Here is an 18,889-nt window from a genome sequence, read left to right on the forward strand (position 1 = left end):
AAAGAAAAAGGCTTGCCGCAGCAAGCCTTTGGAAGAAGGGAATCAAGCCTGCTGGCGATGCTTTTTTTCCAGCTTCTTCTTGATCCGGTCGCGTTTGAGCGTGGACAGGTAATCGACAAACAGCTTGCCGTTGAGGTGGTCGCACTCGTGCTGGATACACACGGCCAGCAGGCCTTCGGCGATCAGTTCGAACGGCTTGCCATCGCGGTCCAGCGCCTTGATCTTCACGCGCAGCGGGCGCTCGACGTTCTCGTAGAACTCCGGCACCGACAGGCAGCCTTCCTGGTATTCGCCCATCTCGTCGGTCAGCGGTTCGAACTCCGGGTTGATGTACACCATCGGCGCGGTGCGGTCTTCCGACAGGTCCATGACCACGACGCGCTGATGCACGTTGACCTGGGTGGCAGCGAGGCCGATCCCCGGGGCTTCATACATTGTTTCAAACATGTCATCGACCAACTGACGAACCTTGTCGTCCACTACGGCCACCGGCTTGGCGACAGTGCGCAGGCGCGAGTCGGGGAATTCGAGGATGTTCAAAATAGCCATAAGCGTAATTGCTGCACATGTGAGGTAAAGGCAAATCGGCGTTGGGACGGACCCAAACGGCCGATGTGAAACCCTTGAAAGCCGCGAAGGCCCAGGCATTTCACGCGAACGCACATAATAAAGGAGATTCACCCCATGAGGAAATCGCTACTCGTCTTGCTGCTGTGGGCCCCGATCGCCATGGCCCTGCTGCCCCCGCCCGGCCAGCGTCTCGATCACGCGACGCAACAGGCCATCCAGCGCTTTTTACTGCACAACCGCATCCTGGATTCACCCCAGGACCTGGACACCGCCCCCTATATTGTCGCGGCCGATGCCGGCCGGGTACTGGGGTCCAATGCCGAGCGGGTGCATGCCCGGGGCAACCTGGACCCTTCGCAGCCGGACTACGCAATATTTCGACGCGGCAAGGTCTACACAGACCCGCAAACCCAAGAGCTGCTGGGTATCAATGCCGACGACATCGGTACCGCGCGCTTTGTGACGGCTGGGGACCTGAGCACCCTGGCCGTTCAGCGCGTCACTCAGGAGATACGCCCAGGCGACCGTCTGCTGCGCGTGGCATCGTCGGTGGATGTTGCAGCCCTTGAGATGCCATCCGCCGCGCCCTTCGTTCAAGGCCACATCATCGATATCCCCCGTGGCGTCACGCAGATCGGCGTGCTTGATGCCGTGACGCTCAATAAAGGTCGCCGCGACGGACTGCTCGACGGCCAACGGCTCAGCGTCATCAAGACCGGCGCCACGGTGCGCGACATCCTCAGCGGCGCACCCGTGAAGCTCCCCGATGAACGCGCTGGCACCCTGTTGGTGTTTCGTTCCTACGAAAAACTCAGTTACGCCCTGGTTCTCAGCGCCTCGCGTGCGCTGGCGGTGATGGACCGTTTCGAGAGCGTCGGTGAATCACAATAAATAGCCTGCTAAATAAGTTACCAACAGAGTTATCCACAGCTTGTTCCGGTCAAGGATGATCCGATGTATCCGACAAATATCCACGAAATATCCCCGTCAGAACTGGAAGCTCGACTACGCTTGCACAGGCTGCCGGAACTCGGTCCCAAGCGATTTCGCTTGTTGATGGAAGCGTTCGGTAGCGCCTCCAAAGCCATCAGCGCGCCGGCCGGTGCCTGGCGCTCGCTCGGCTTGCCTGCCGTAAGCGCCGATGCCCGGCGCAGTCATGAAATTCGCGACGGGGCCAGCGCCGCATTGGCCTGGCTGGCGCACCCGGCCCAGCATTTGCTGATGTGGGACCAACCGGACTACCCCGCCTTGCTCGCCCAGATCGACGATGCGCCGCCGCTGCTATTCGTCGCGGGAGCCCCCGCAATCCTGGAAAAACCGCAGTTGGCGATGGTGGGCAGCCGCCGCGCTTCTCGCCCTGGCATGGACACCGCCGCCGCATTTTCCCGCAGCCTGGCGAGCGCCGGATTTGTCATCACCAGCGGTTTGGCGTTGGGCATAGACGGTGCGGCGCACCAGGCGGCATTGGATGTCGGTGGTCAGACAATCGGCGTGCTGGGCACAGGCCTGGAAAACTTTTATCCACAGCGACATAAAAAGCTGGCTGAGGCGATGATTGCCCAGGGCAGTGCCGTCATTTCCGAATTTCCGCTGGACGCTGCGCCCCAGGCCGGCAATTTTCCCCGGCGCAATCGGATCATCAGCGGGCTGTCCCTGGGCGTACTGGTGGTGGAAGCCAGCACGGCCAGCGGTTCGCTGATCACTGCAAAGCTGGCCGCCGAACAAGGGCGTGAGGTGTATGCGATCCCGGGCTCGATCCATCACCCCGGCGCCAAGGGCTGTCATCAGTTGATCCGTGAGGGCGCCACATTGGTGGAAAGCATCGAGCATATCCTTGAGGGGCTGCGCGGCTGGCAAGCGCTGTCGCGTCCGGCGCCACTGCCCGTGACCCACCCGCTGGTGGCGCTGCTGCACGCTGCGCCCCACACCAGCGAAGCCTTGGCGATTGCCAGCGGGCGGCCATTGTCCCAGGTACTGGCGGCGCTCACTGAACTGGAATTGGAGGGCCAGGTCATCTGCGAAAGCGGACGCTGGCTGGCGCGTGGCGCGCTTTTGTAACTGGGTTTTGTAACGAAGATCGGTACACTGCGCAGAGCAATAGTCTGGAGAGTGAGCAATGGTCAGTAGGTGGCGTGTGCTGGAAGCCGCACGAGAAATTCGCGCAGGCGCGGTGATTGCCTATCCGACCGAGGCGGTCTGGGGCCTGGGTTGCGACCCTTGGAACGAAGAGGCGGTGGACCGTCTGCTGGCGATCAAGAATCGTTCGGTGGACAAAGGCCTCATCGTGGTGGCGGACAATATTCGCCAGTTCGACTTCCTGTTCGAAGACTTCCCGGACACCTGGATCGACCGCATGGCCAGCACCTGGCCGGGGCCGAATACCTGGCTGGTGCCGCATCAGGGGTTGTTGCCGGAATGGGTCACCGGGGTGCATGACACGGTGGCGCTGCGGGTCAGTGATCATCCGCTGGTGCGGGACCTGTGCGCGGAAGTGGGGCCGTTGATTTCCACCTCGGCGAACCCTCAAGGCCGGCCGGCGGCGCGCTCGCGGTTGCGGGTGGAACAGTATTTCCGTGGTCAGGTGGACTTGGTGGTAGGCAGTGCGTTGGGTGGGCGCAGGAATCCGAGCCTGATCCGTGATCTTGCGACGGGTGAGGTGGTGCGGCCTTCATAAGACCGCACCACAGCTATCGCGGGGAAGACCGCTCCCACAGGAGGAATGCATTCCAACGGTGGGAGCGCGCTTGCGTTACAGCCACTGCAACGCTAACGCCTTACGGCAGTAGAATGGTCGACCCCGTCGTCCTGCGGCCCGACAACTCGGTCTGCGCTCTCGCCGCATCCGCCAGCGCAAACCGCTGGTTGATATCAATGCGCACTTTGCCGCTGTTGATCATCGAGAACAGGTCATCCGCCATCGCCTGCAGGTTCTGCGGGTTGTTGGCGTAGGTGGCCAAGGTCGGGCGGGTGACGTACAGCGAGCCTTTCGCCGACAGAATCCCCAGGTTCACCCCATCCACTGCGCCCGACGCATTGCCGAAACTCACCACCAACCCGCGCGGCGCCACGCTGTCCAGTGAGGTCAGCCAGGTATCCTTGCCGACACCGTCGTACACCACTGGTACCTTTTTGCCGTCGGTCAATTCCAGCACGCGCTGTGCGACATTTTCCTTGCTGTAGTCGATGGTTTCCCAGGCACCGAGGGATTTGGCCAGGGCGGCCTTTTCGGCCGAGCTCACTGTACCGATCAGCTTCACACCGAGGGCTTTGGCCCATTGGCAGGCCAGGGAGCCCACGCCACCGGCAGCGGCGTGGAACAGGATGGTTTCGCCGCCCTTCAATTCATAGGTCTGGCGCAGCAGGTATTGCACGGTCAGGCCCTTGAGCATGGCACCGGCGGCTTGCTCGAAACTGATCTCGTCCGGCAAGTGCACCAGGTTGGCGGCGGGTAGCACGTGCAACTGGCTGTAAGCCCCCAGCGGGCCACTGCCGTAGGCCACACGGTCGCCGACCTTGAACTGGGTGACTTCGCTGCCCACCGCATCAACCACGCCCGCGCCTTCCGCACCCAGCCCCGACGGCAAGGCGGGCGGTGCGTACAGGCCGCTGCGGAAATAGGTGTCGATGAAGTTCAGGCCAATGGCCTCGTTGCGCACGCGCACTTGCTGCGGGCCCGGCTCTGCCGGTGTGTAGTCCACATACTCAAGCACTTCGGGGCCGCCATGGGCGCTGAACTGGATACGTTTTGCCATCTGCCTTCTCCTCAGGTCGGGCCTGCCAAGGTCCTCCTAAGCTTGATCTTCGTCAACTGCGAAGCACCGGGGTGCAGTGGTATCCTGTGCGCCCATTTGCCGCCGACGCCCACCGGCCTCGTGTAGCTTTGCCCGATTCAAGGTGATGCCATGACTACCCGCACCGAGGCTGTAAAGGCCTACCTGCTCGACCTGCAAGACCGCATTTGCAGCGCCCTGGAAACCTTCGAGCCGGATACTCGCTTTATCGAAGACGCCTGGACCCGGCCTGCCGGCGGCGGCGGTCGCACCCGTGTGATCGAAAACGGTACGGTGATCGAAAAAGGCGGCGTCAACTTTTCCCACGTGTTCGGCAGCGGTCTCCCACCGTCCGCCAGTGCCCACCGGCCTGAACTGGCCGGCCGCGGCTTTGAAGCCCTGGGCGTGTCGCTGGTGATCCATCCGCACAACCCGCATGTGCCGACTTCCCACGCCAACGTGCGCTTTTTCATCGCCGAAAAAGACGGTGAAGAGCCGGTCTGGTGGTTCGGCGGCGGCTTCGACCTCACGCCGTATTACGGCAACGAAGAGGACTGCGTGCACTGGCACCGCGTCGCCGAGCAGGCCTGTGCGCCGTTCGGTGCAGACGTTTACTCGCGCTACAAAGCCTGGTGCGACACCTACTTCCACATCAAGCACCGCAATGAACCGCGCGGCATCGGCGGCCTGTTCTTCGATGACTTGAACGAGTGGGACTTTGATACCTGCTTCGCCTTCATCCGCGCCATCGGCGATGCCTACATCGACGCCTACCTGCCCATCGTGCAGCGCCGCAAGGCCACCGCCTACACCGAGCAGCAGCGCGAATTCCAGGAATTTCGCCGTGGCCGCTACGTCGAGTTCAACCTGGTCTACGACCGTGGCACCCTGTTCGGCCTGCAATCGGGTGGGCGTACCGAGTCGATCCTGATGTCGCTGCCGCCCCAGGTGCGCTGGAGCTATGACTGGAAAGCCGAGGCCGGCAGCGACGAAGCGCGCCTTACCGACTACTTCCTGCAGGACCGCGACTGGCTGGGCCTGGCTGCGCCCAAGGCGGTGGTCTGATGGACCGTTATGTCGTCTTCGGCAACCCCATCGGCCACAGCAAGTCGCCGCTGATCCACCGGATGTTCGCCGAGCAGACCGGCGAGCAACTGGACTACAGCACCTTCCTCGCCCCGCTGGAGGATTTTACCGGCTGTGCCCGTGAGTTCTTTCAACACGGCCGTGGCGCCAATGTCACCGTGCCCTTCAAGGAAGACGCCTTCCGCCTAGCCAACAGCCTTACCCCACGCGCCGAGCGCGCGGGTGCGGTGAACACCTTGAGCAAGCTCGCTGATGGCAGCCTGCTGGGGGATAACACCGATGGCGCTGGCCTGGTGCGCGATCTCACGGTCAACGCCGGGTTGAGCCTGCAAGGCAAGCGCATCCTGCTGCTGGGCGCAGGTGGCGCGGTGCGTGGCGCGCTGGAGCCGTTGCTGGCGGAAAGGCCGGCCTCGCTGATCATCGCCAACCGCACCGTGGAAAAAGCCGAGCGGCTCGCCGAGTTGTTCGACGACCTCGGGCCGGTGTCTGCCAGCGGCTTCGACTGGCTGCGTGAGCCGGTGGACGTGATCATCAACGCCACCTCCGCCAGCCTGTCAGGCGATGTACCGCCGATTGCCGGCAGCCTGATCGAACCGGGCAGGACGTTTTGCTACGACATGATGTATGCCAAGGCGCCGACGGCGTTCTGCCGCTGGGCAACCGAACAGGGCGCATCCGTGGCGATGGATGGATTGGGCATGCTGGTCGAGCAGGCGGCGGAAGCGTTCTTCCTGTGGCGTGGGGTGCGCCCGGAGTCGGCGCCGGTGTTGGCCGAACTGCGTCGCCAACTGATCTGACACACATCCAACGGTGGGAGGGCCTTGCCCCCTCCCACAGTTTTAACCGCATTTCAGTCTTCGAAATGGAGGGGGCAGTTGTCAGGTCCTTCCAGCTTTTTCAGCTCATCAACAACGTGCGGCCTGGCCCGCCGCAACGTCAAGCTCCTCCCTAACCCCCGCAATCTGCGCGCCTCCTGGTGCAGCATCTCTACCCCTGAATAGTCGATAAAGTTGATCTGCTGCGCTTCGATCACCACGCGCTCGCCCTGCAGCCGTTGCAGGCGCACCTGCAGGTAATGGCTGGCACCGAAGAAGATCGACCCGCCCACCCGCAGCACATCCTCGTCGCCATCTCGCCAATGCTGCACCCGCGGCTGCGATGTGCGCTTGAGGTAGAAAAACAGCGACGCCAGCACCCCTGCATAGATCGCCGTCTGCAACTCCAATAGCAGGGTGGCAACGCACGTCAGCGCCATCACCAGGAATTCGGCGCGGCTGACCCGGAACAACGCGCGAATGCCGCGACGGTCCACCAACCCCCAACTGATCAGCAGGATGCTCGCGGCCATGCTGGGGATCGGGATGTGGGCGATCAACGCCGCGCCAAACAGTGCAAACAGCGCCACCCACAGCGCCGAGAATACCCCGGCCAACGGTGAGCAGGCGCCCGCTTCGTAGCTGAGACCGGAGCGGGTAAAGGAACCGGCTGACAGGTAACCGGAGAAAAATCCGCCGACGATATTGGATAAGCCCTGCGCGCGAACTTCCTGGTTGGCGTCCAGCAGTTGCTGCGAGCGGGCCGACAGCGAGCGGGCAATCGACAGGCTGGTCACCAGGCCCAGCATGCCCACCGCAACCGCACTGGGCAGCAGGCGCAGGATCATGTCCAAGTCCAACGGCAGCGGGCTGAACGGCGGCAACTTGCCGACAAACGAACTGACCAGCGCCACATGCCCGAACATCGCCGGCCACAGCCAGGCCGCCAGGCTGCCCAGCGCGAGGGCGATCAACAGGGTCGGCCAACGCGGGACGAGGTATTTAAGCAGCGCGCCTATCAGCAACGTACCCAGCCCGAGGGCGAGGGAGGCGTGGTCCCATTCACCGGCGTGGTCGGCAAGGGCCAGCAAACTCTTGATCGCCGTGGCCTGGCTGGGCAGGTCCAACCCCAGCAGGTTAGGCACTTGCCCCAACGCGATCACCACGGCGGCGCCCAGGGTGAAGCCCAGCACCACCGAATGGGAGACGAAATTCACCAGCGCGCCGAAGCGCAGCATGCCCAGCAACCACTGGAAAACACCCGCAAGGAAGGTGAGTAAGAGGATCAGGGTGATGTAGTCCTGTGAACCCGGTACAGCCAGTGGGCTGACACTGGCGTACAGCACGATGGAAATTGCCGCCGTAGGACCGCAGATCAGGTGCCACGATGAGCCCCACAGGCAGGCGATCAGCACAGGGATAATCGCAGCGTACAGCCCGTACTCGGGTGGGAGACCGGCGATCAGCGCGTAGGCAATGGATTGCGGCAACGCCAGAACAGCGCCGCTTAGGCCGACGATTGCATCGCGCCCGACGCTGGCGCGGGTTTGGCGCGGGAGCCAGTTGAGAAAGGGGAAAAGTGTGTGGCGGTTGGGCCGGGGCATCAGGGTCTCGGTTTGAAGGTTTGCCGCAGAATATCAGTACATACAGAACACTGTGGGAGGGGGCTTGGCCCCGTTTGCAGTCTGCCAGCTATCAATAGGTTGGCTGACACACCGCTATCGGGGGCAAGCCCCCTCCCACATTTGGATTGCATCACGCCTTAGAGTTTGGCTTTTACGGCGGGCAGTGCGTCCTTGCCATCCAAGGTTTTCACGCCCTCGAGCCACTTATCCAACACCGCCGGGTTCGCCTTGATCCACGCCTTCGCCGCCTCGGCATTGCTGACCTTGTTGTTGGCCGCCTCGGCCATGATTGCGTTCTCCATTTCCTGGGTGAAACTCAGGTTGGTCAGCAGTTTCCCGACGTTCGGGCAGGCCTGTGCATAACCTTTGCGGGTCAGGGTGTAGACGCTGCCCGTGTCACCGAAGTACTTCTCGCCACCCTTGAGGTAGCGCATTTTCAACTGCACGTTCATCGGGTGCGGGGTCCAGCCGAGGAAGGTCACGAACTTCTGTTTCTTAACCGCGCGGGACACTTCGGCGAGCATCGCCTGTTCGCTGGACTCCACCAGTTTCCACTGGCCGAGATCGAAGTCGTTCTTCTTGATGATCTCCTGCAACGAGATATTCGCCGGCGCCCCGGAGCCGATGCCGTAGATCTTCTTGTCGAATTTATCGGCAAATGCGTTCAGGTCGGCGAAGTCATGCACCCCGGCGTCCCACACGTAGTCCGGCACCGCGAGGGTGAACTCGGTGCCGTCGAGGTTCTTGGCCAATTGCACCACATCGCCATTGGCCACGAACTTGTCGTAGAACCCCTGCTGCGCCGGCATCCAGTTGCCCATGAACACATCCACCTGGCCGTCCTTGAGCCCGCCAAACGTGATCGGCACCGCCAGGGTGTCGACCTTGGCCTTGTAGCCCATGCCCGTCAGCAGAAAACCGGTGATGGCATTGGTCGCGGCGATATCGCTCCAGCCGGGGTCAGCCATCTTTACCGTCTCACAACTGGCGTCTGCGTAAACATTGGCGCTACCCAGCGCCAGGATGCCCAGCACCACAGTCAACTTTTGCATGGCCTTCCCTCTGTCTATTTATTGGTTTTGGCAGGGTTGTGGATAACGTGCCTTGCGCTCCAGGTCGTCGAGGTCGATATGGTTGCGCATGTACTGCTGACTGGCGTCCACCCGTGGCTGGTGATCCCAGCTCTTCAGTTTGCCTTGGGTCAATGCTTCGAACACCAGGCGACGACGGCGTTGGCTGGCGAGCACCTGTTGGTGGATCGCCGGGATGTCCCATTTGGCCCGCGCCTCACTCAAGAACGCCTCGAACAGTGGCCGGTGTTCCGGTGACTGGCTGAGGTTCTCCCGCTCGTGCGGGTCGTTGTGCACATCGAACAGTAGACAAGGGTCGTCTTCGCTGTAGATGAATTTGTAGGCGCCCCGGCGAATCATCATCAGCGGGCTGATGGTGCCTTCGGCCATGTACTCGCCAAACACTTCGTCGTGCCCGCCCTGCCCTTGCAAGTGCGGGACCAGCGAGCGGCCGTCCAGCGGCAGGCGCGGGTCCAGCTCGCCGCCGGCCAGTTCCACCAGGGTGGGTAGCAGGTCGGCGGTGGACACGGCCTTGCCCACCCGTCCCGCTGCAAACTGCCCTGGTGCACTGACCAGCAGCGGCACACGGGCGGACATTTCAAACCAGTGCATTTTGTACCAGAGGCCACGCTCGCCGAGCATGTCGCCGTGGTCGCCGGAGAATACGATGATGGTGTCGTCGGCCAGGCCGGTGTCTTCCAGGGTCTGCAGCAGTTTTCCGACATTGCTGTCGATGTAGCTGCACGCACCGAAATAGGCCCGGCGCGCATCGCGGATCTTGTTCACGGGCAGCGGTTTGTCCCACAGGTCATAGACCTTGAGCAGGCGCTGGGAGTGCGGGTCGAGATCCTCTTGTGCAGGCGTCGTAGGCAAAGGGATATCGGCATCGTCGTACAGGTCCCAGAACGGCTTGGGAATGGTGTACGGGTCGTGGGGATGGGTCATCGACACGGTCAGGCAGAACGGCTGGTCGCCGTCCTCGCGGATATGGTCGAACAGATATTGCTGGGCCTTGAAGACCACCTCTTCGTCGAAATCCAGCTGGTTGGTGCGCACGCACGGGCCGGCTTGCAACACTGAGGACATGTTGTGAAACCAGCTGGGGCGGACGTCCGGCTCATCCCAGTTCACCGCCCAGCCGTAGTCGGCGGGGTAGATGTCGCTGGTCAGGCGTTCTTCGTAGCCGTGCAGTTGATCGGGGCCGCAGAAGTGCATCTTGCCCGACAGTGCAGTGCGGTAGCCGAGGCGCCGCAGGTAGTGGGCATAGGTCGGCACATCGGCGGGGAAGTCGGCGGCATTGTCGTAGGCGCCGATCTTGCTCGGCAACTGGCCACTCACCAACGTGAAACGTGAGGGCGCACACAACGGGCTGTTGCAGTAGGCAGCGTCGAACACCACGCCTTGTTCGGCGAGGCGGCTCAGGTTCGGCAGTTTGATAGGCGAAGAACCGTAGAACGGAAGCAACGGTGCGGCCATTTGATCGGCCATGATGAAAAGAATGTTCTTGCGCTTCATGGGTTCTCGGCATTCCATAGGCGGTGTTTATGCGAATGAGCATGCAGCCCATGAAAATTGGGGTAAAGCCCATGTAACGCAATGTCTAGGATAAGCACAGCTTATGTATGAAGCCCTCGGTGACCTGTCCCTCGACCTGCTGCGCGCGTTTGAAGCCGCCGCACGTCATCGCAGCTTTACCGCTGCGGCGATGGAGCTGGGCACCACTCAGCCGGCCATCAGCCAGCAGATCAAGCGCCTTGAAGAACGACTGGTGATCCGGCTGTTTGATCGCATCTACCGTGGCATCGAGCTGACGGACGCCGGCGCGCTGCTGTTCGAGCATGTGCAAGGCGGGTTGCAGGGTATCAACCAGGGGTTGGGCCTGATCACCCAACAGGACCAGCACGAAGTGCTGCAAGTGGCCACCGACTTCGCCTTCGCCGCTTATTGGCTCATGCCGCGCTTGCACCGGTTCCACCAGGCCAACCCCCAGGTGGACGTCAGCCTGGTGACCAGCGAGCGCAATCACGCCACCCTGCGCAGCGACATTGACGTGGCAGTGCTGTTTGGCGACGGCCGTTTCAAACAGGGTGAAAGCCTGTGGTTGTTCAATGAGGAAGTGTTTCCCGTGTGCAGTCCACTGTGGCTCAAGGCGCAGCCCACGCCATTGACTGTACAAAATCTGCACGATTTCCCGTTGCTGCACCTGCGCCAGGAAAACAACAGCCAGTGGTTCGACTGGAGCGGTGTGTTCCGTGAGCTGGGCATCAGCGCTGCGCCGACACCCGGGCAGTTGCGCTTTGACAACTACACGTTGCTGATCCAGGCCGCGATTGCCGGCCAGGGCGTGGCCATCGGCTGGCGCCACCTGGTGGATAACTTGCTGGAGCAGGGCTGGTTGTGCCGACCGTTCAACGACACGGTGACCTCGCGTTTCGGCTATTACGTGGTGCAGCCCCAGCGCAAACGCCGGGGGCAACTGGTGGAGCGCTTTGTCGACTGGCTGGTGGCCGAGCAGGCCAGCAGTGCGCAGTCGCTGACCGGGCTGGCCCTGCCCTCGATTGCGGTCTAGGATTTGGCGCACATCGAATCCGGAGTGCGACATGCAACGTATCAAGGGCTATCACGCCCATATCTACTTCGACGCCAGCACCCTCGACCAGGCGCGCACCCTGTGTGAGGACGCGGCGAAACTCTTCCCCCTGCGCATGGGCCGTGTCCACGAAAAACCGGTGGGTCCGCACCCGGACTGGAGCTGCCAATTGGCGTTCGACGCCGAATACATCGGCGTGGTGCTGCCGTGGCTGGTGATCCATCGCAACGGTCTGGTGGTGTTCCTGCATCCCAATACCGGCGATGACCTCAAGGACCACACCGACTACGCCATCTGGATGGGCGCCATGCGGCCGTTGAACCTGTCGGTATTTTCCTAAAGTGCATCCCTAAATATGGGATTGATATTTATATATTGAGACTTGCTCGCCCGTAGGTTTATATTCGCCGCATCCGCTCAAAACTCAGGTGAAGCGATGCAGGCGCAATTGATCGCGCTCGATTGGGGGACCAGCTCCCTTCGTGCTTACAAACTCGGCCCGGCCGGCGTGGTGCTGGAACAGCGCGCGCTGGCCTGCGGGATCATGCATTTGCCCAACGAACCCCGGGACATCGCCGGCCTGCGTTGCAGCGATGGTTTCGAGTTGGCGTTCGATGCGGCATGCGGCGACTGGCTCGACGCCCAGCCCGGTTTACCGGTGATCGCCTGCGGCATGGTTGGCAGCGCCCAGGGCTGGAGCGAGGCGGCTTATCGCAACACCCCCGTCGACGTCGCCAGTCTCGGCCAGGCCCTGCACCGCGTGCGCAGCCTGCGTGGCGTGGACGTGCACATCGTGCCCGGCGTGATCGAGCAGACCGGTCTCCCCAACGTGATGCGCGGCGAAGAAACCCAGGTGCTCGGCGTGTTGCAAGGGCTGGGTGCCGAGGTGTTGATCGGCTTGCCGGGCAGCCATTCCAAATGGGTCGAGGTGGTGGATGGCTGCATCACGCACTTCGACACGTTCATGACGGGCGAGGTGTTCGCGGTGCTGAGCAAGCACAGCATCCTTGGCCGTACCCAAAAAACAGCCGAACATTTCCATGCCGAAGCCTTTGAGCGCGGTGTGCACGTCGCGCTTTCGCAAGATGGCCAGCGCGGCGTGCTCTCGACCTTGTTCAGCGCCCGCACCTTGGGACTCACGGGCGAATTGGCGCCGGAGCAGCAACCGGATTATCTCTCCGGGCTGCTCATCGGCCACGAACTCGCCGGCCTGCCGGCGCGCGCCAAACACCAGCCGATCATCCTGGTCGGCGCCGCCGCGCTCTGCACGCGCTACCAACGCGCCCTTGCCCTGTGCGGCTTCGCCCAGGTCAGCCTGGCGCCGGAAGCCAGCGAGCGCGGACTGTGGCAACTGGCCGTCGCGGCCGGGCTCACTCAACCTGTATTGGAGGCCTGACATGCTCAAGCAAGCACTCGCGCAAAATGGCTTGATCGCCATCCTGCGCGGCATCCGCCCAGACGAAGCCGAGGCTGTTGGCCAGGTGCTGTACCAGGCGGGTTTTCGTGTGATCGAAGTCCCGCTGAATTCGCCGGACCCTTACACCAGCATTCGCACCCTGCGTGACAGCCTGCCTGCCGATTGCCTGATCGGGGCCGGCACAGTGCTGACGCCCGAACAGGTCGAGCAGGTAAAAGCCGCGGGCGGCCAAGTGATCGTCATGCCCCACAGTGATGCCAAGGTGCTGCGCGCCGCCAAAGCGGCGGGCCTGCTGTTGTCGCCAGGCGTGGCGACGCCCACTGAAGCCTTCGCCGCCCTGGCCGAAGGCGCCGACGTCTTGAAACTGTTTCCCGCCGAGCAAATGGGCCCGGCGGTCATCAAGGCGTGGTTGGCCGTGTTGCCGGCCGGCACCCTTTTGCTGCCGGTGGGCGGCATTACCCCGGACAACATGCAGGTGTTTATCGACGCCGGCGCCAAAGGGTTCGGTCTGGGTTCCGGTTTGTTCAAGCCGGGCATGACAGTGGATCAGGTCGCGAGCCGTGCCCAGGCTTATGTCGCCGCCTGGAAAGCCCTGAGCTGATTTCAAGTTCCGCGCCCACAGGCGCCGCATCTATAAGAGAGATAACAGATGAAAATCACCAAACTGACGACCTTTATCGTCCCGCCGCGCTGGTGCTTCCTGAAAGTCGAAACCGACCAGGGTGTGACCGGCTGGGGTGAGCCCGTGGTCGAAGGCCGCGCCCACACCGTGGCGGCTGCCGTTGAAGAATTGTCCGACTACCTGATCGGCAAAGACCCACGCAATATCGAAGATATCTGGACCGTGCTCTATCGCGGCGGCTTCTACCGTGGCGGCGCCGTGCACATGAGCGCCCTCGCCGGCATCGACCAGGCGCTGTGGGACATCAAGGGCAAGGCCCTCGGTGTGTCGGTCAGCGACCTGCTCGGCGGCCAGGTGCGCGACAAGATCCGCGTGTACTCGTGGATCGGTGGCGACCGCCCTGCCGACACTGCCCGCGCGGCCAAAGAGGCCGTGGCCCGTGGGTTTACCGCGGTGAAGATGAACGGCACCGAAGAACTGCAGTTCGTCGACAGCTTCGAAAAAGTCGACCTGGCGCTGGCCAACGTCGCGGCCGTGCGTGATGCGGTGGGCCCGAATGTCGGTATCGGCGTCGACTTCCATGGTCGCGTGCACAAGCCCATGGCCAAGGTGCTGATGAAGGAGCTGGATCCGTACAAGCTGATGTTTATCGAAGAGCCCGTGCTCAGCGAAAACTACGAGGCCTTGAAAGAGCTGGCGCCACTCACCAGCACGCCGATTGCCCTGGGCGAGCGGCTGTTCTCGCGCTGGGACTTCAAGCGCGTGCTCAGCGAAGGTTACGTCGACATCATCCAGCCGGATGCCTCCCACGCCGGCGGCATCACCGAAACCCGCAAGATCGCCAACATGGCCGAAGCCTACGACGTGGCCCTGGCCCTGCACTGCCCGCTGGGCCCGATTGCGTTGGCCGCGTGCCTGCAACTGGACGCGGTTTGCTACAACGCGTTTATCCAGGAGCAAAGCCTGGGCATTCACTACAACGAGAGCAACGACCTGCTCGACTACGTGCGCGACCCGGGCGTGTTCGACTACGACCAGGGCTTCGTGAAGATCCCCAATGGCCCGGGCCTGGGCATCGAGATCAACGAGGAATACGTGATCGAACGCGCGGCCATCGGCCATCGCTGGCGCAATCCGATCTGGCGCCATGCCGACGGCAGCTTTGCCGAGTGGTGATTCCTGACTGAAGGAGCGCGGTCAGAATGTGGGAGGGGCAACCCCCCTCCCACATTTTTTAACCTGGTTTTTTCAGTCAAATCCGCTGCAGACCTCAATAAACATAAGAAGAGGCACCCCCTCATGCATCCTGAATCCCTCACCGGGCAGGCTTCTTTAGTCACGCCTACGCGAAAGCGTTTTTTCATCATGGTGCTGCTGTTCATCACCGTGGTCATCAATTATCTCGACCGCAGCAACCTGTCGATTGCCGCCCCGGCGCTGACCAGTGAACTGGGCATCGACCCGGTGCACGTCGGCCTGATCTTCTCCGCGTTCGGCTGGACCTACGCCGCGATGCAGATCCCCGGCGGCTGGCTGGTAGACCGCGTGCCGCCGCGGATTCTCTACACCGCCGCCCTGCTGCTGTGGTCCATCGCCACGGTGATGCTGGGTTTTGCCGCCAGCTTTATCGCGCTGTTCGTGCTGCGCATGGCAGTGGGCGCGCTGGAAGCGCCGGCTTACCCGATCAACAGCCGCGTGGTCACCACCTGGTTTCCCGAGCGTGAGCGCGCCACGGCGATTGGCTTTTACACGTCCGGGCAATTTGTCGGGCTGGCGTTTCTCACGCCGGTGCTGGCGTGGCTGCAGCATGCCTTCGGTTGGCACATGGTGTTTGTCGTCACCGGTGGCGTGGGCATCCTGTGGGCGGCGATCTGGTACGCGGTGTACCGCGAACCCAAGGATTTCAAAGGCGTCAACGCAGCGGAAATCGAGCTGATCCGCGAAGGCGGTGGCCTGGTGGACATGCAGGAAAAAGCCGCCAAGGCGCCGTTCAGCTGGGTCGACCTCGGGATTGTGCTGAGCAAGCGCAAGCTGTGGGGCATCTACCTGGGGCAGTTCTGCCTGAATTCCACACTGTGGTTTTTCCTGACCTGGTTCCCGACCTACCTGGTGAAATATCGCGGCATGGACTTCATCAAGTCCGGCCTGCTGGCATCGCTGCCGTTCCTCGCTGCGTTTGTGGGCGTGCTGTGCAGCGGGATATTTTCCGACTGGCTGATTCGTCGCGGTGCCTCGGTGGGTTTCGCGCGCAAGTTGCCGATCATTGGCGGGCTGTTGATTTCCACCGCAATAATCGGCGCCAATTACGTGGACTCCACCGCGTGGGTGATTGCATTCCTGGCGGTGGCATTCTTTGGCAATGGTTTGGCGTCGATCACCTGGTCGCTGGTCTCGACCCTGGCACCCGCTCGGCTGCTGGGCTTGACCGGTGGGGTGTTCAACTTCATCGGCAACTTGTCGGCCATCGCCACACCCATCGTGATCGGCTTCCTGGCCAGCGGTGACTCGTTTGCGCCGGCGATTACCTACATTGCAGTGCTGGCGTTGCTCGGGGCCCTTTCCTACGTGTTGTTGGTGGGCAAAGTCGAACGCATCGAACTTGACGAATAACCTGTGGCGAAGGAACAAGCGCCTTCGCCACAACCCGCCCTGTTGCATGGAGCCGGGGTTAATTGAGGACGCCGTCGAGGATTTCGTAGACGATGCCGGAGCCTACGGCGATCAGCACAATATCCGGCCCGGAGCGGCGCCATTCGTAACCCGGGTACACCGGCAGCCGTTCCAGGGCGCGGCGGTCGAGGCGTTCGCCGTAGTAACCGTGGGGCAGCGGCTGCCCGCGTACCAGGCGCACATTCGGCGGCGGCGGTGCGCCACGGGAGAATTGGCCGTGGTTGTCGCGGATGACTTGGCGCACGGGGCCGAAGTCCTGGGGTGGGCCGCCGCGACGGTTGGCCTGGGGCGCGCGATGGTCATCGCCACGCGGCTGCTCATGTTGGCCTTGCGGACCGCCACGGTCAGGGCCGTGCGGGTCATTCGGCGCGGCCTGCACCAGGGCGCTGGCACCCAGCACCAGCACGCCAAGACCGGCAATCACGGATTTAGGTATTTTCATCGGGTATTCCTCAGGGCACACAAACAAAAAAGGGATCTCGAACGAGGTTCGAAATCCCTTGGTCTTGTCAGTTTAGGTACTGGATTGCCCGTTTGATTCCTCTGTATCAGGAACTTTACCTACTGCTTACGAGGCGCTTACTTACGCGCGCTGCGGACGCCTTCAGATAGCGCTGCACACAAGCCCAGCACGCCATCAATGGCTTGCTGATCGTTTTTCGCAGTGGCGATGTGGTCGATCAGCGCCGAACCCACTACCACGCCGTCAGCCAGACGGGCGATGGCCGCCGCTTGTTCCGGGGTGCGGATACCAAAGCCGATGCTGATGGGCAGGTCGGTATGCCGACGCAGGCGGGCCACGGCTTCCTCGACATGTTCCAGGGTCGCAGCACCGGCACCGGTCACGCCAGCCACCGACACGTAGTACACAAAGCCGGAACTGCCGTTGAGTACAGTCGGCAGGCGCGCGTCATCGGTGGTCGGCGTGGTCAGGCGGATGAAGTCGATGCCCGCAGCCTGGGCCGGGTCGCACAGCTCGCCGTTGTGCTCAGGCGGCATGTCCACGACGATCAGGCCGTCGACGCCGGCTTCTTTCGCGTCGGCGATGAAGGCCGGCACGCCGTATTTGTGGATCGGGTTGAAATAACCCATCAGCACCAGCGGCGTTTCGTTGTTGTCCTTGCGGAACTCGCGGACCATCTGCAGGGTTTTCAGCAGGTTCTGCTTGGCTTCCAACGCGCGGATGTTGGCCAGTTGGATCGCCGGGCCGTCGGCCATCGGATCGGTGAAGGGCATGCCCAGTTCGATCACATCGGCGCCGGCCGCAGGCAAGCCTTTGAGGATTGCTAGGGACGTGTCGTAGCCCGGGTCGCCGGCGGTAACGAAGGTTACCAGGGCGGCACGGTTTTGTTCCTTGAGCTGGGCAAAGCGGGTTTGCAGGCGGCTCATCAGTGTTTCTCCTGCTGGGACTGTTCCATGTGGTGCATGACGGTCTGCATGTCTTTGTCGCCACGGCCGGACAGGTTGACCACCATCAGGTGATCTTTCGGCAAGGTCGGTGCGCGTTTGAATACCTCGGCCAGGGCGTGGGCGCTTTCCAGTGCAGGAATGATCCCTTCCAGGCGGCAGCATTTGTGGAAGGCGTCGAGGGCTTCGTCGTCGGTCACCGAGGTGTACTGGACGCGGCCGATATCATGCAACCAGGCGTGTTCCGGGCCGATGCCGGGGTAATCAAGGCCGGCGGAGATCGAGTGGGCGTCGATGATCTGGCCGTCGTCGTCCTGCAACAGGAAGGTACGGTTGCCGTGGAGTACGCCCGGAACGCCGCCGTTGAGGCTCGCAGCGTGCTTGCCGGTTTCGATGCCATGGCCGGCCGCTTCAACGCCGATGATTTCCACGCTCTTGTCATCCAGGAACGGGTGGAACAGACCCATGGCGTTGGAACCGCCGCCGATGCATGCGACCAGGCTGTCCGGCAGGCGGCCTTCCTGGGCTTGCAGTTGGTCGCGGGTTTCCTTGCCGATCACGGCCTGGAAGTCGCGCACCATGGCAGGGTACGGGTGCGGGCCGGCGACGGTGCCGATCAGGTAGAAGGTACTGTCGACGTTGGTCACCCAGTCACGCAGGGCTTCGTTCATCGCGTCTTTCAGGGTGCCGGTGCCGGCAACCACCGGGATGACTTCGGCGCCCAGCAACTTCATGCGGAACACGTTGGCCTGCTGGCGCTCGATGTCGGTGGTGCCCATGTAGATCACACATTGCAGGCCGAAGCGCGCCGCCACGGTGGCAGTCGCCACGCCGTGCATGCCGGCGCCGGTCTCGGCGATGATGCGTTTTTTGCCCATGCGCCGCGCCAGCAGGATCTGGCCGATGCAGTTGTTGATCTTGTGCGCGCCGGTGTGGTTCAGCTCTTCGCGCTTGAGGTAGATCTTGGCACCGCCGCAGAACTCGGTCAGGCGCTCGGCGAAGTACAACGGGCTTGGACGGCCCACGTAGTCGCGCTGGAAGTAGGCCAGTTCTTCCTTGAATGCAGGATCTTCCTTGGCCGCTTCGTATTCGCGGGCCAGTTCGAGGATCAACGGCATCAGGGTTTCAGCGACGTAGCGGCCGCCGAACGCGCCAAACAGGCCGCTGGCGTCTGGGCCGTTGCGTAGATCGGTCTGGGACTGAGTCATGGGACGCTCCAGGAAAGAAAAGGTGTAGGAAACAATGAG

Annotated in this window: 19 protein-coding genes; 11 read left to right on the forward strand and 8 right to left on the reverse strand. The window is 62.5% G+C overall.

Going from position 1 to position 18,889, the window contains the following annotated elements; genetic code table 11:
* Window positions 1-42: 42 nt before the first annotated feature.
* Window positions 43-549: a peptide deformylase gene (def, locus tag CQ041_RS05090; protein ID WP_105521380.1), complete on the reverse strand. Its 507-nt coding sequence runs from the start codon at window positions 547-549 to the stop codon at window positions 43-45.
* Window positions 550-684: 135 nt separating this feature from the next.
* Here def and CQ041_RS05095 point away from each other — a divergent pair, with 135 nt between their 5' ends.
* The 3 genes from CQ041_RS05095 (at window position 685) to CQ041_RS05105 (ending at window position 3,244) form a co-directional block, all read left to right on the forward strand.
* The gene (locus CQ041_RS05095) at window positions 685-1,461 is read left to right on the forward strand and encodes a peptidoglycan-binding protein (protein ID WP_105521381.1); all 777 of its coding nucleotides are present in this window, start codon (window positions 685-687) and stop codon (window positions 1,459-1,461) included.
* Between the two features lie 63 nt (window positions 1,462-1,524).
* On the forward strand, window positions 1,525-2,628 hold the full coding sequence (dprA, locus tag CQ041_RS05100) for a DNA-processing protein DprA (protein WP_105521382.1): 1,104 nt from the start codon (window positions 1,525-1,527) through the stop codon (window positions 2,626-2,628).
* A 58-nt stretch (window positions 2,629-2,686) separates the two neighbouring features.
* A complete protein-coding gene (locus CQ041_RS05105) occupies window positions 2,687-3,244 on the forward strand; it encodes an L-threonylcarbamoyladenylate synthase (protein ID WP_105521383.1) in 558 nt (185 codons plus the stop codon).
* A 100-nt stretch (window positions 3,245-3,344) separates the two neighbouring features.
* On the opposite strand, the gene CQ041_RS05110 is transcribed toward CQ041_RS05105, so the two are convergent.
* Window positions 3,345-4,322, reverse strand: a complete 978-nt coding sequence (locus tag CQ041_RS05110) for an NADPH:quinone reductase (RefSeq protein WP_105521384.1) — start codon at window positions 4,320-4,322, stop codon at window positions 3,345-3,347.
* Window positions 4,323-4,472: 150 nt separating this feature from the next.
* On the opposite strand from CQ041_RS05110, the gene hemF reads away from it, so the two are divergent.
* Both hemF and aroE read left to right on the forward strand, forming a co-directional pair.
* Window positions 4,473-5,405 (forward strand): oxygen-dependent coproporphyrinogen oxidase, encoded by a 933-nt coding sequence (gene hemF / locus CQ041_RS05115; RefSeq protein WP_105521385.1) that lies wholly within the window; start codon window positions 4,473-4,475, stop codon window positions 5,403-5,405.
* The gene (aroE, locus tag CQ041_RS05120) at window positions 5,405-6,223 is read left to right on the forward strand and encodes a shikimate dehydrogenase (RefSeq protein ID WP_105521386.1); all 819 of its coding nucleotides are present in this window, start codon (window positions 5,405-5,407) and stop codon (window positions 6,221-6,223) included. The genes hemF and aroE overlap by 1 nt, the downstream gene beginning before the upstream one ends.
* A 53-nt stretch (window positions 6,224-6,276) precedes the next feature.
* Here aroE and CQ041_RS05125 read toward each other — a convergent pair whose 3' ends face one another.
* The 3 genes from CQ041_RS05125 to betC all read right to left on the reverse strand — a co-directional run bounded on the left by CQ041_RS05125 (window position 6,277) and on the right by betC (window position 10,451).
* On the reverse strand, window positions 6,277-7,845 hold the full coding sequence (locus tag CQ041_RS05125) for a SulP family inorganic anion transporter (protein WP_105521387.1): 1,569 nt from the start codon (window positions 7,843-7,845) through the stop codon (window positions 6,277-6,279).
* Between the two features lie 158 nt (window positions 7,846-8,003).
* On the reverse strand, window positions 8,004-8,918 hold the full coding sequence (gene choX, locus CQ041_RS05130) for a choline ABC transporter substrate-binding protein (protein ID WP_105521388.1): 915 nt from the start codon (window positions 8,916-8,918) through the stop codon (window positions 8,004-8,006).
* A gap of 18 nt (window positions 8,919-8,936) precedes the next feature.
* Window positions 8,937-10,451, reverse strand: coding sequence for a choline-sulfatase (gene betC, locus CQ041_RS05135; protein WP_105521389.1), 1,515 nt, complete (start codon window positions 10,449-10,451; stop codon window positions 8,937-8,939).
* A 103-nt stretch (window positions 10,452-10,554) separates the two neighbouring features.
* Between betC and CQ041_RS05140 the strand changes: the two genes are divergently transcribed.
* The 6 genes from CQ041_RS05140 to CQ041_RS05165 all read left to right on the forward strand — a co-directional run bounded on the left by CQ041_RS05140 (window position 10,555) and on the right by CQ041_RS05165 (window position 16,175).
* Window positions 10,555-11,505: a LysR family transcriptional regulator gene (locus CQ041_RS05140; RefSeq protein ID WP_105521390.1), complete on the forward strand. Its 951-nt coding sequence runs from the start codon at window positions 10,555-10,557 to the stop codon at window positions 11,503-11,505.
* Window positions 11,506-11,536: 31 nt separating this feature from the next.
* Window positions 11,537-11,866 carry a DOPA 4,5-dioxygenase family protein gene (locus CQ041_RS05145; protein WP_105521391.1) on the forward strand — a complete coding sequence of 110 codons (330 nt, stop codon included), beginning with the start codon at window positions 11,537-11,539 and terminating at the stop codon, window positions 11,864-11,866.
* A gap of 96 nt (window positions 11,867-11,962) precedes the next feature.
* Window positions 11,963-12,922, forward strand: coding sequence for a 2-dehydro-3-deoxygalactonokinase (locus tag CQ041_RS05150; protein WP_105521392.1), 960 nt, complete (start codon window positions 11,963-11,965; stop codon window positions 12,920-12,922).
* Between the two features lies 1 nt (window position 12,923).
* Window positions 12,924-13,544, forward strand: coding sequence for a 2-dehydro-3-deoxy-6-phosphogalactonate aldolase (locus tag CQ041_RS05155; protein ID WP_105521393.1), 621 nt, complete (start codon window positions 12,924-12,926; stop codon window positions 13,542-13,544).
* 48 nt (window positions 13,545-13,592) lie between these two features.
* Complete coding sequence (gene dgoD / locus CQ041_RS05160; RefSeq protein WP_003170741.1) at window positions 13,593-14,741, forward strand: galactonate dehydratase; 1,149 nt, start codon at window positions 13,593-13,595, stop codon at window positions 14,739-14,741.
* A gap of 123 nt (window positions 14,742-14,864) precedes the next feature.
* Window positions 14,865-16,175, forward strand: a complete 1,311-nt coding sequence (locus tag CQ041_RS05165; RefSeq protein WP_105521394.1) for an MFS transporter — start codon at window positions 14,865-14,867, stop codon at window positions 16,173-16,175.
* A 58-nt stretch (window positions 16,176-16,233) separates the two neighbouring features.
* Here the strand turns inward: CQ041_RS05165 and CQ041_RS05170 are convergent, their stop codons facing one another.
* The 3 genes from CQ041_RS05170 to trpB all read right to left on the reverse strand — a co-directional run bounded on the left by CQ041_RS05170 (window position 16,234) and on the right by trpB (window position 18,850).
* Entirely contained in the window at window positions 16,234-16,677 is a 444-nt protein-coding gene (locus CQ041_RS05170) for an anti-virulence regulator CigR family protein (RefSeq protein ID WP_105521395.1), read from the reverse strand.
* A gap of 137 nt (window positions 16,678-16,814) precedes the next feature.
* Window positions 16,815-17,624, reverse strand: a complete 810-nt coding sequence (gene trpA / locus CQ041_RS05175) for a tryptophan synthase subunit alpha (protein WP_105521396.1) — start codon at window positions 17,622-17,624, stop codon at window positions 16,815-16,817.
* Window positions 17,624-18,850 carry a tryptophan synthase subunit beta gene (trpB, locus tag CQ041_RS05180; RefSeq protein WP_105521397.1) on the reverse strand — a complete coding sequence of 409 codons (1,227 nt, stop codon included), beginning with the start codon at window positions 18,848-18,850 and terminating at the stop codon, window positions 17,624-17,626. Before trpB ends, trpA begins: the two co-directional genes overlap by 1 nt.
* Window positions 18,851-18,889 lie beyond the last annotated feature (39 nt).

It is taken from the genome of Pseudomonas sp. MYb60, from assembly GCF_002979555.1.
In the GTDB taxonomy this organism is placed as follows: domain Bacteria; phylum Pseudomonadota; class Gammaproteobacteria; order Pseudomonadales; family Pseudomonadaceae; genus Aquipseudomonas.

What these genes read in the sequence shown, in the direction of transcription:
- def (WP_105521380.1), bottom strand. Translation starts at nt 549, where the DNA reads ATGGCTATTTTGAACATCCTCGAATTCCCCGACTCGCGCCTGCGCACT.
- CQ041_RS05095 (WP_105521381.1), top strand. Translation starts at nt 685, where the DNA reads ATGAGGAAATCGCTACTCGTCTTGCTGCTGTGGGCCCCGATCGCCATG.
- dprA (WP_105521382.1), top strand. Translation starts at nt 1,525, where the DNA reads ATGTATCCGACAAATATCCACGAAATATCCCCGTCAGAACTGGAAGCT.
- CQ041_RS05105 (WP_105521383.1), top strand. Translation starts at nt 2,687, where the DNA reads ATGGTCAGTAGGTGGCGTGTGCTGGAAGCCGCACGAGAAATTCGCGCA.
- CQ041_RS05110 (WP_105521384.1), bottom strand. Translation starts at nt 4,322, where the DNA reads ATGGCAAAACGTATCCAGTTCAGCGCCCATGGCGGCCCCGAAGTGCTT.
- hemF (WP_105521385.1), top strand. Translation starts at nt 4,473, where the DNA reads ATGACTACCCGCACCGAGGCTGTAAAGGCCTACCTGCTCGACCTGCAA.
- aroE (WP_105521386.1), top strand. Translation starts at nt 5,405, where the DNA reads ATGGACCGTTATGTCGTCTTCGGCAACCCCATCGGCCACAGCAAGTCG.
- CQ041_RS05125 (WP_105521387.1), bottom strand. Translation starts at nt 7,845, where the DNA reads ATGCCCCGGCCCAACCGCCACACACTTTTCCCCTTTCTCAACTGGCTC.
- choX (WP_105521388.1), bottom strand. Translation starts at nt 8,918, where the DNA reads ATGCAAAAGTTGACTGTGGTGCTGGGCATCCTGGCGCTGGGTAGCGCC.
- betC (WP_105521389.1), bottom strand. Translation starts at nt 10,451, where the DNA reads ATGAAGCGCAAGAACATTCTTTTCATCATGGCCGATCAAATGGCCGCA.
- CQ041_RS05140 (WP_105521390.1), top strand. Translation starts at nt 10,555, where the DNA reads ATGTATGAAGCCCTCGGTGACCTGTCCCTCGACCTGCTGCGCGCGTTT.
- CQ041_RS05145 (WP_105521391.1), top strand. Translation starts at nt 11,537, where the DNA reads ATGCAACGTATCAAGGGCTATCACGCCCATATCTACTTCGACGCCAGC.
- CQ041_RS05150 (WP_105521392.1), top strand. Translation starts at nt 11,963, where the DNA reads ATGCAGGCGCAATTGATCGCGCTCGATTGGGGGACCAGCTCCCTTCGT.
- CQ041_RS05155 (WP_105521393.1), top strand. Translation starts at nt 12,924, where the DNA reads ATGCTCAAGCAAGCACTCGCGCAAAATGGCTTGATCGCCATCCTGCGC.
- dgoD (WP_003170741.1), top strand. Translation starts at nt 13,593, where the DNA reads ATGAAAATCACCAAACTGACGACCTTTATCGTCCCGCCGCGCTGGTGC.
- CQ041_RS05165 (WP_105521394.1), top strand. Translation starts at nt 14,865, where the DNA reads ATGCATCCTGAATCCCTCACCGGGCAGGCTTCTTTAGTCACGCCTACG.
- CQ041_RS05170 (WP_105521395.1), bottom strand. Translation starts at nt 16,677, where the DNA reads ATGAAAATACCTAAATCCGTGATTGCCGGTCTTGGCGTGCTGGTGCTG.
- trpA (WP_105521396.1), bottom strand. Translation starts at nt 17,624, where the DNA reads ATGAGCCGCCTGCAAACCCGCTTTGCCCAGCTCAAGGAACAAAACCGT.
- trpB (WP_105521397.1), bottom strand. Translation starts at nt 18,850, where the DNA reads ATGACTCAGTCCCAGACCGATCTACGCAACGGCCCAGACGCCAGCGGC.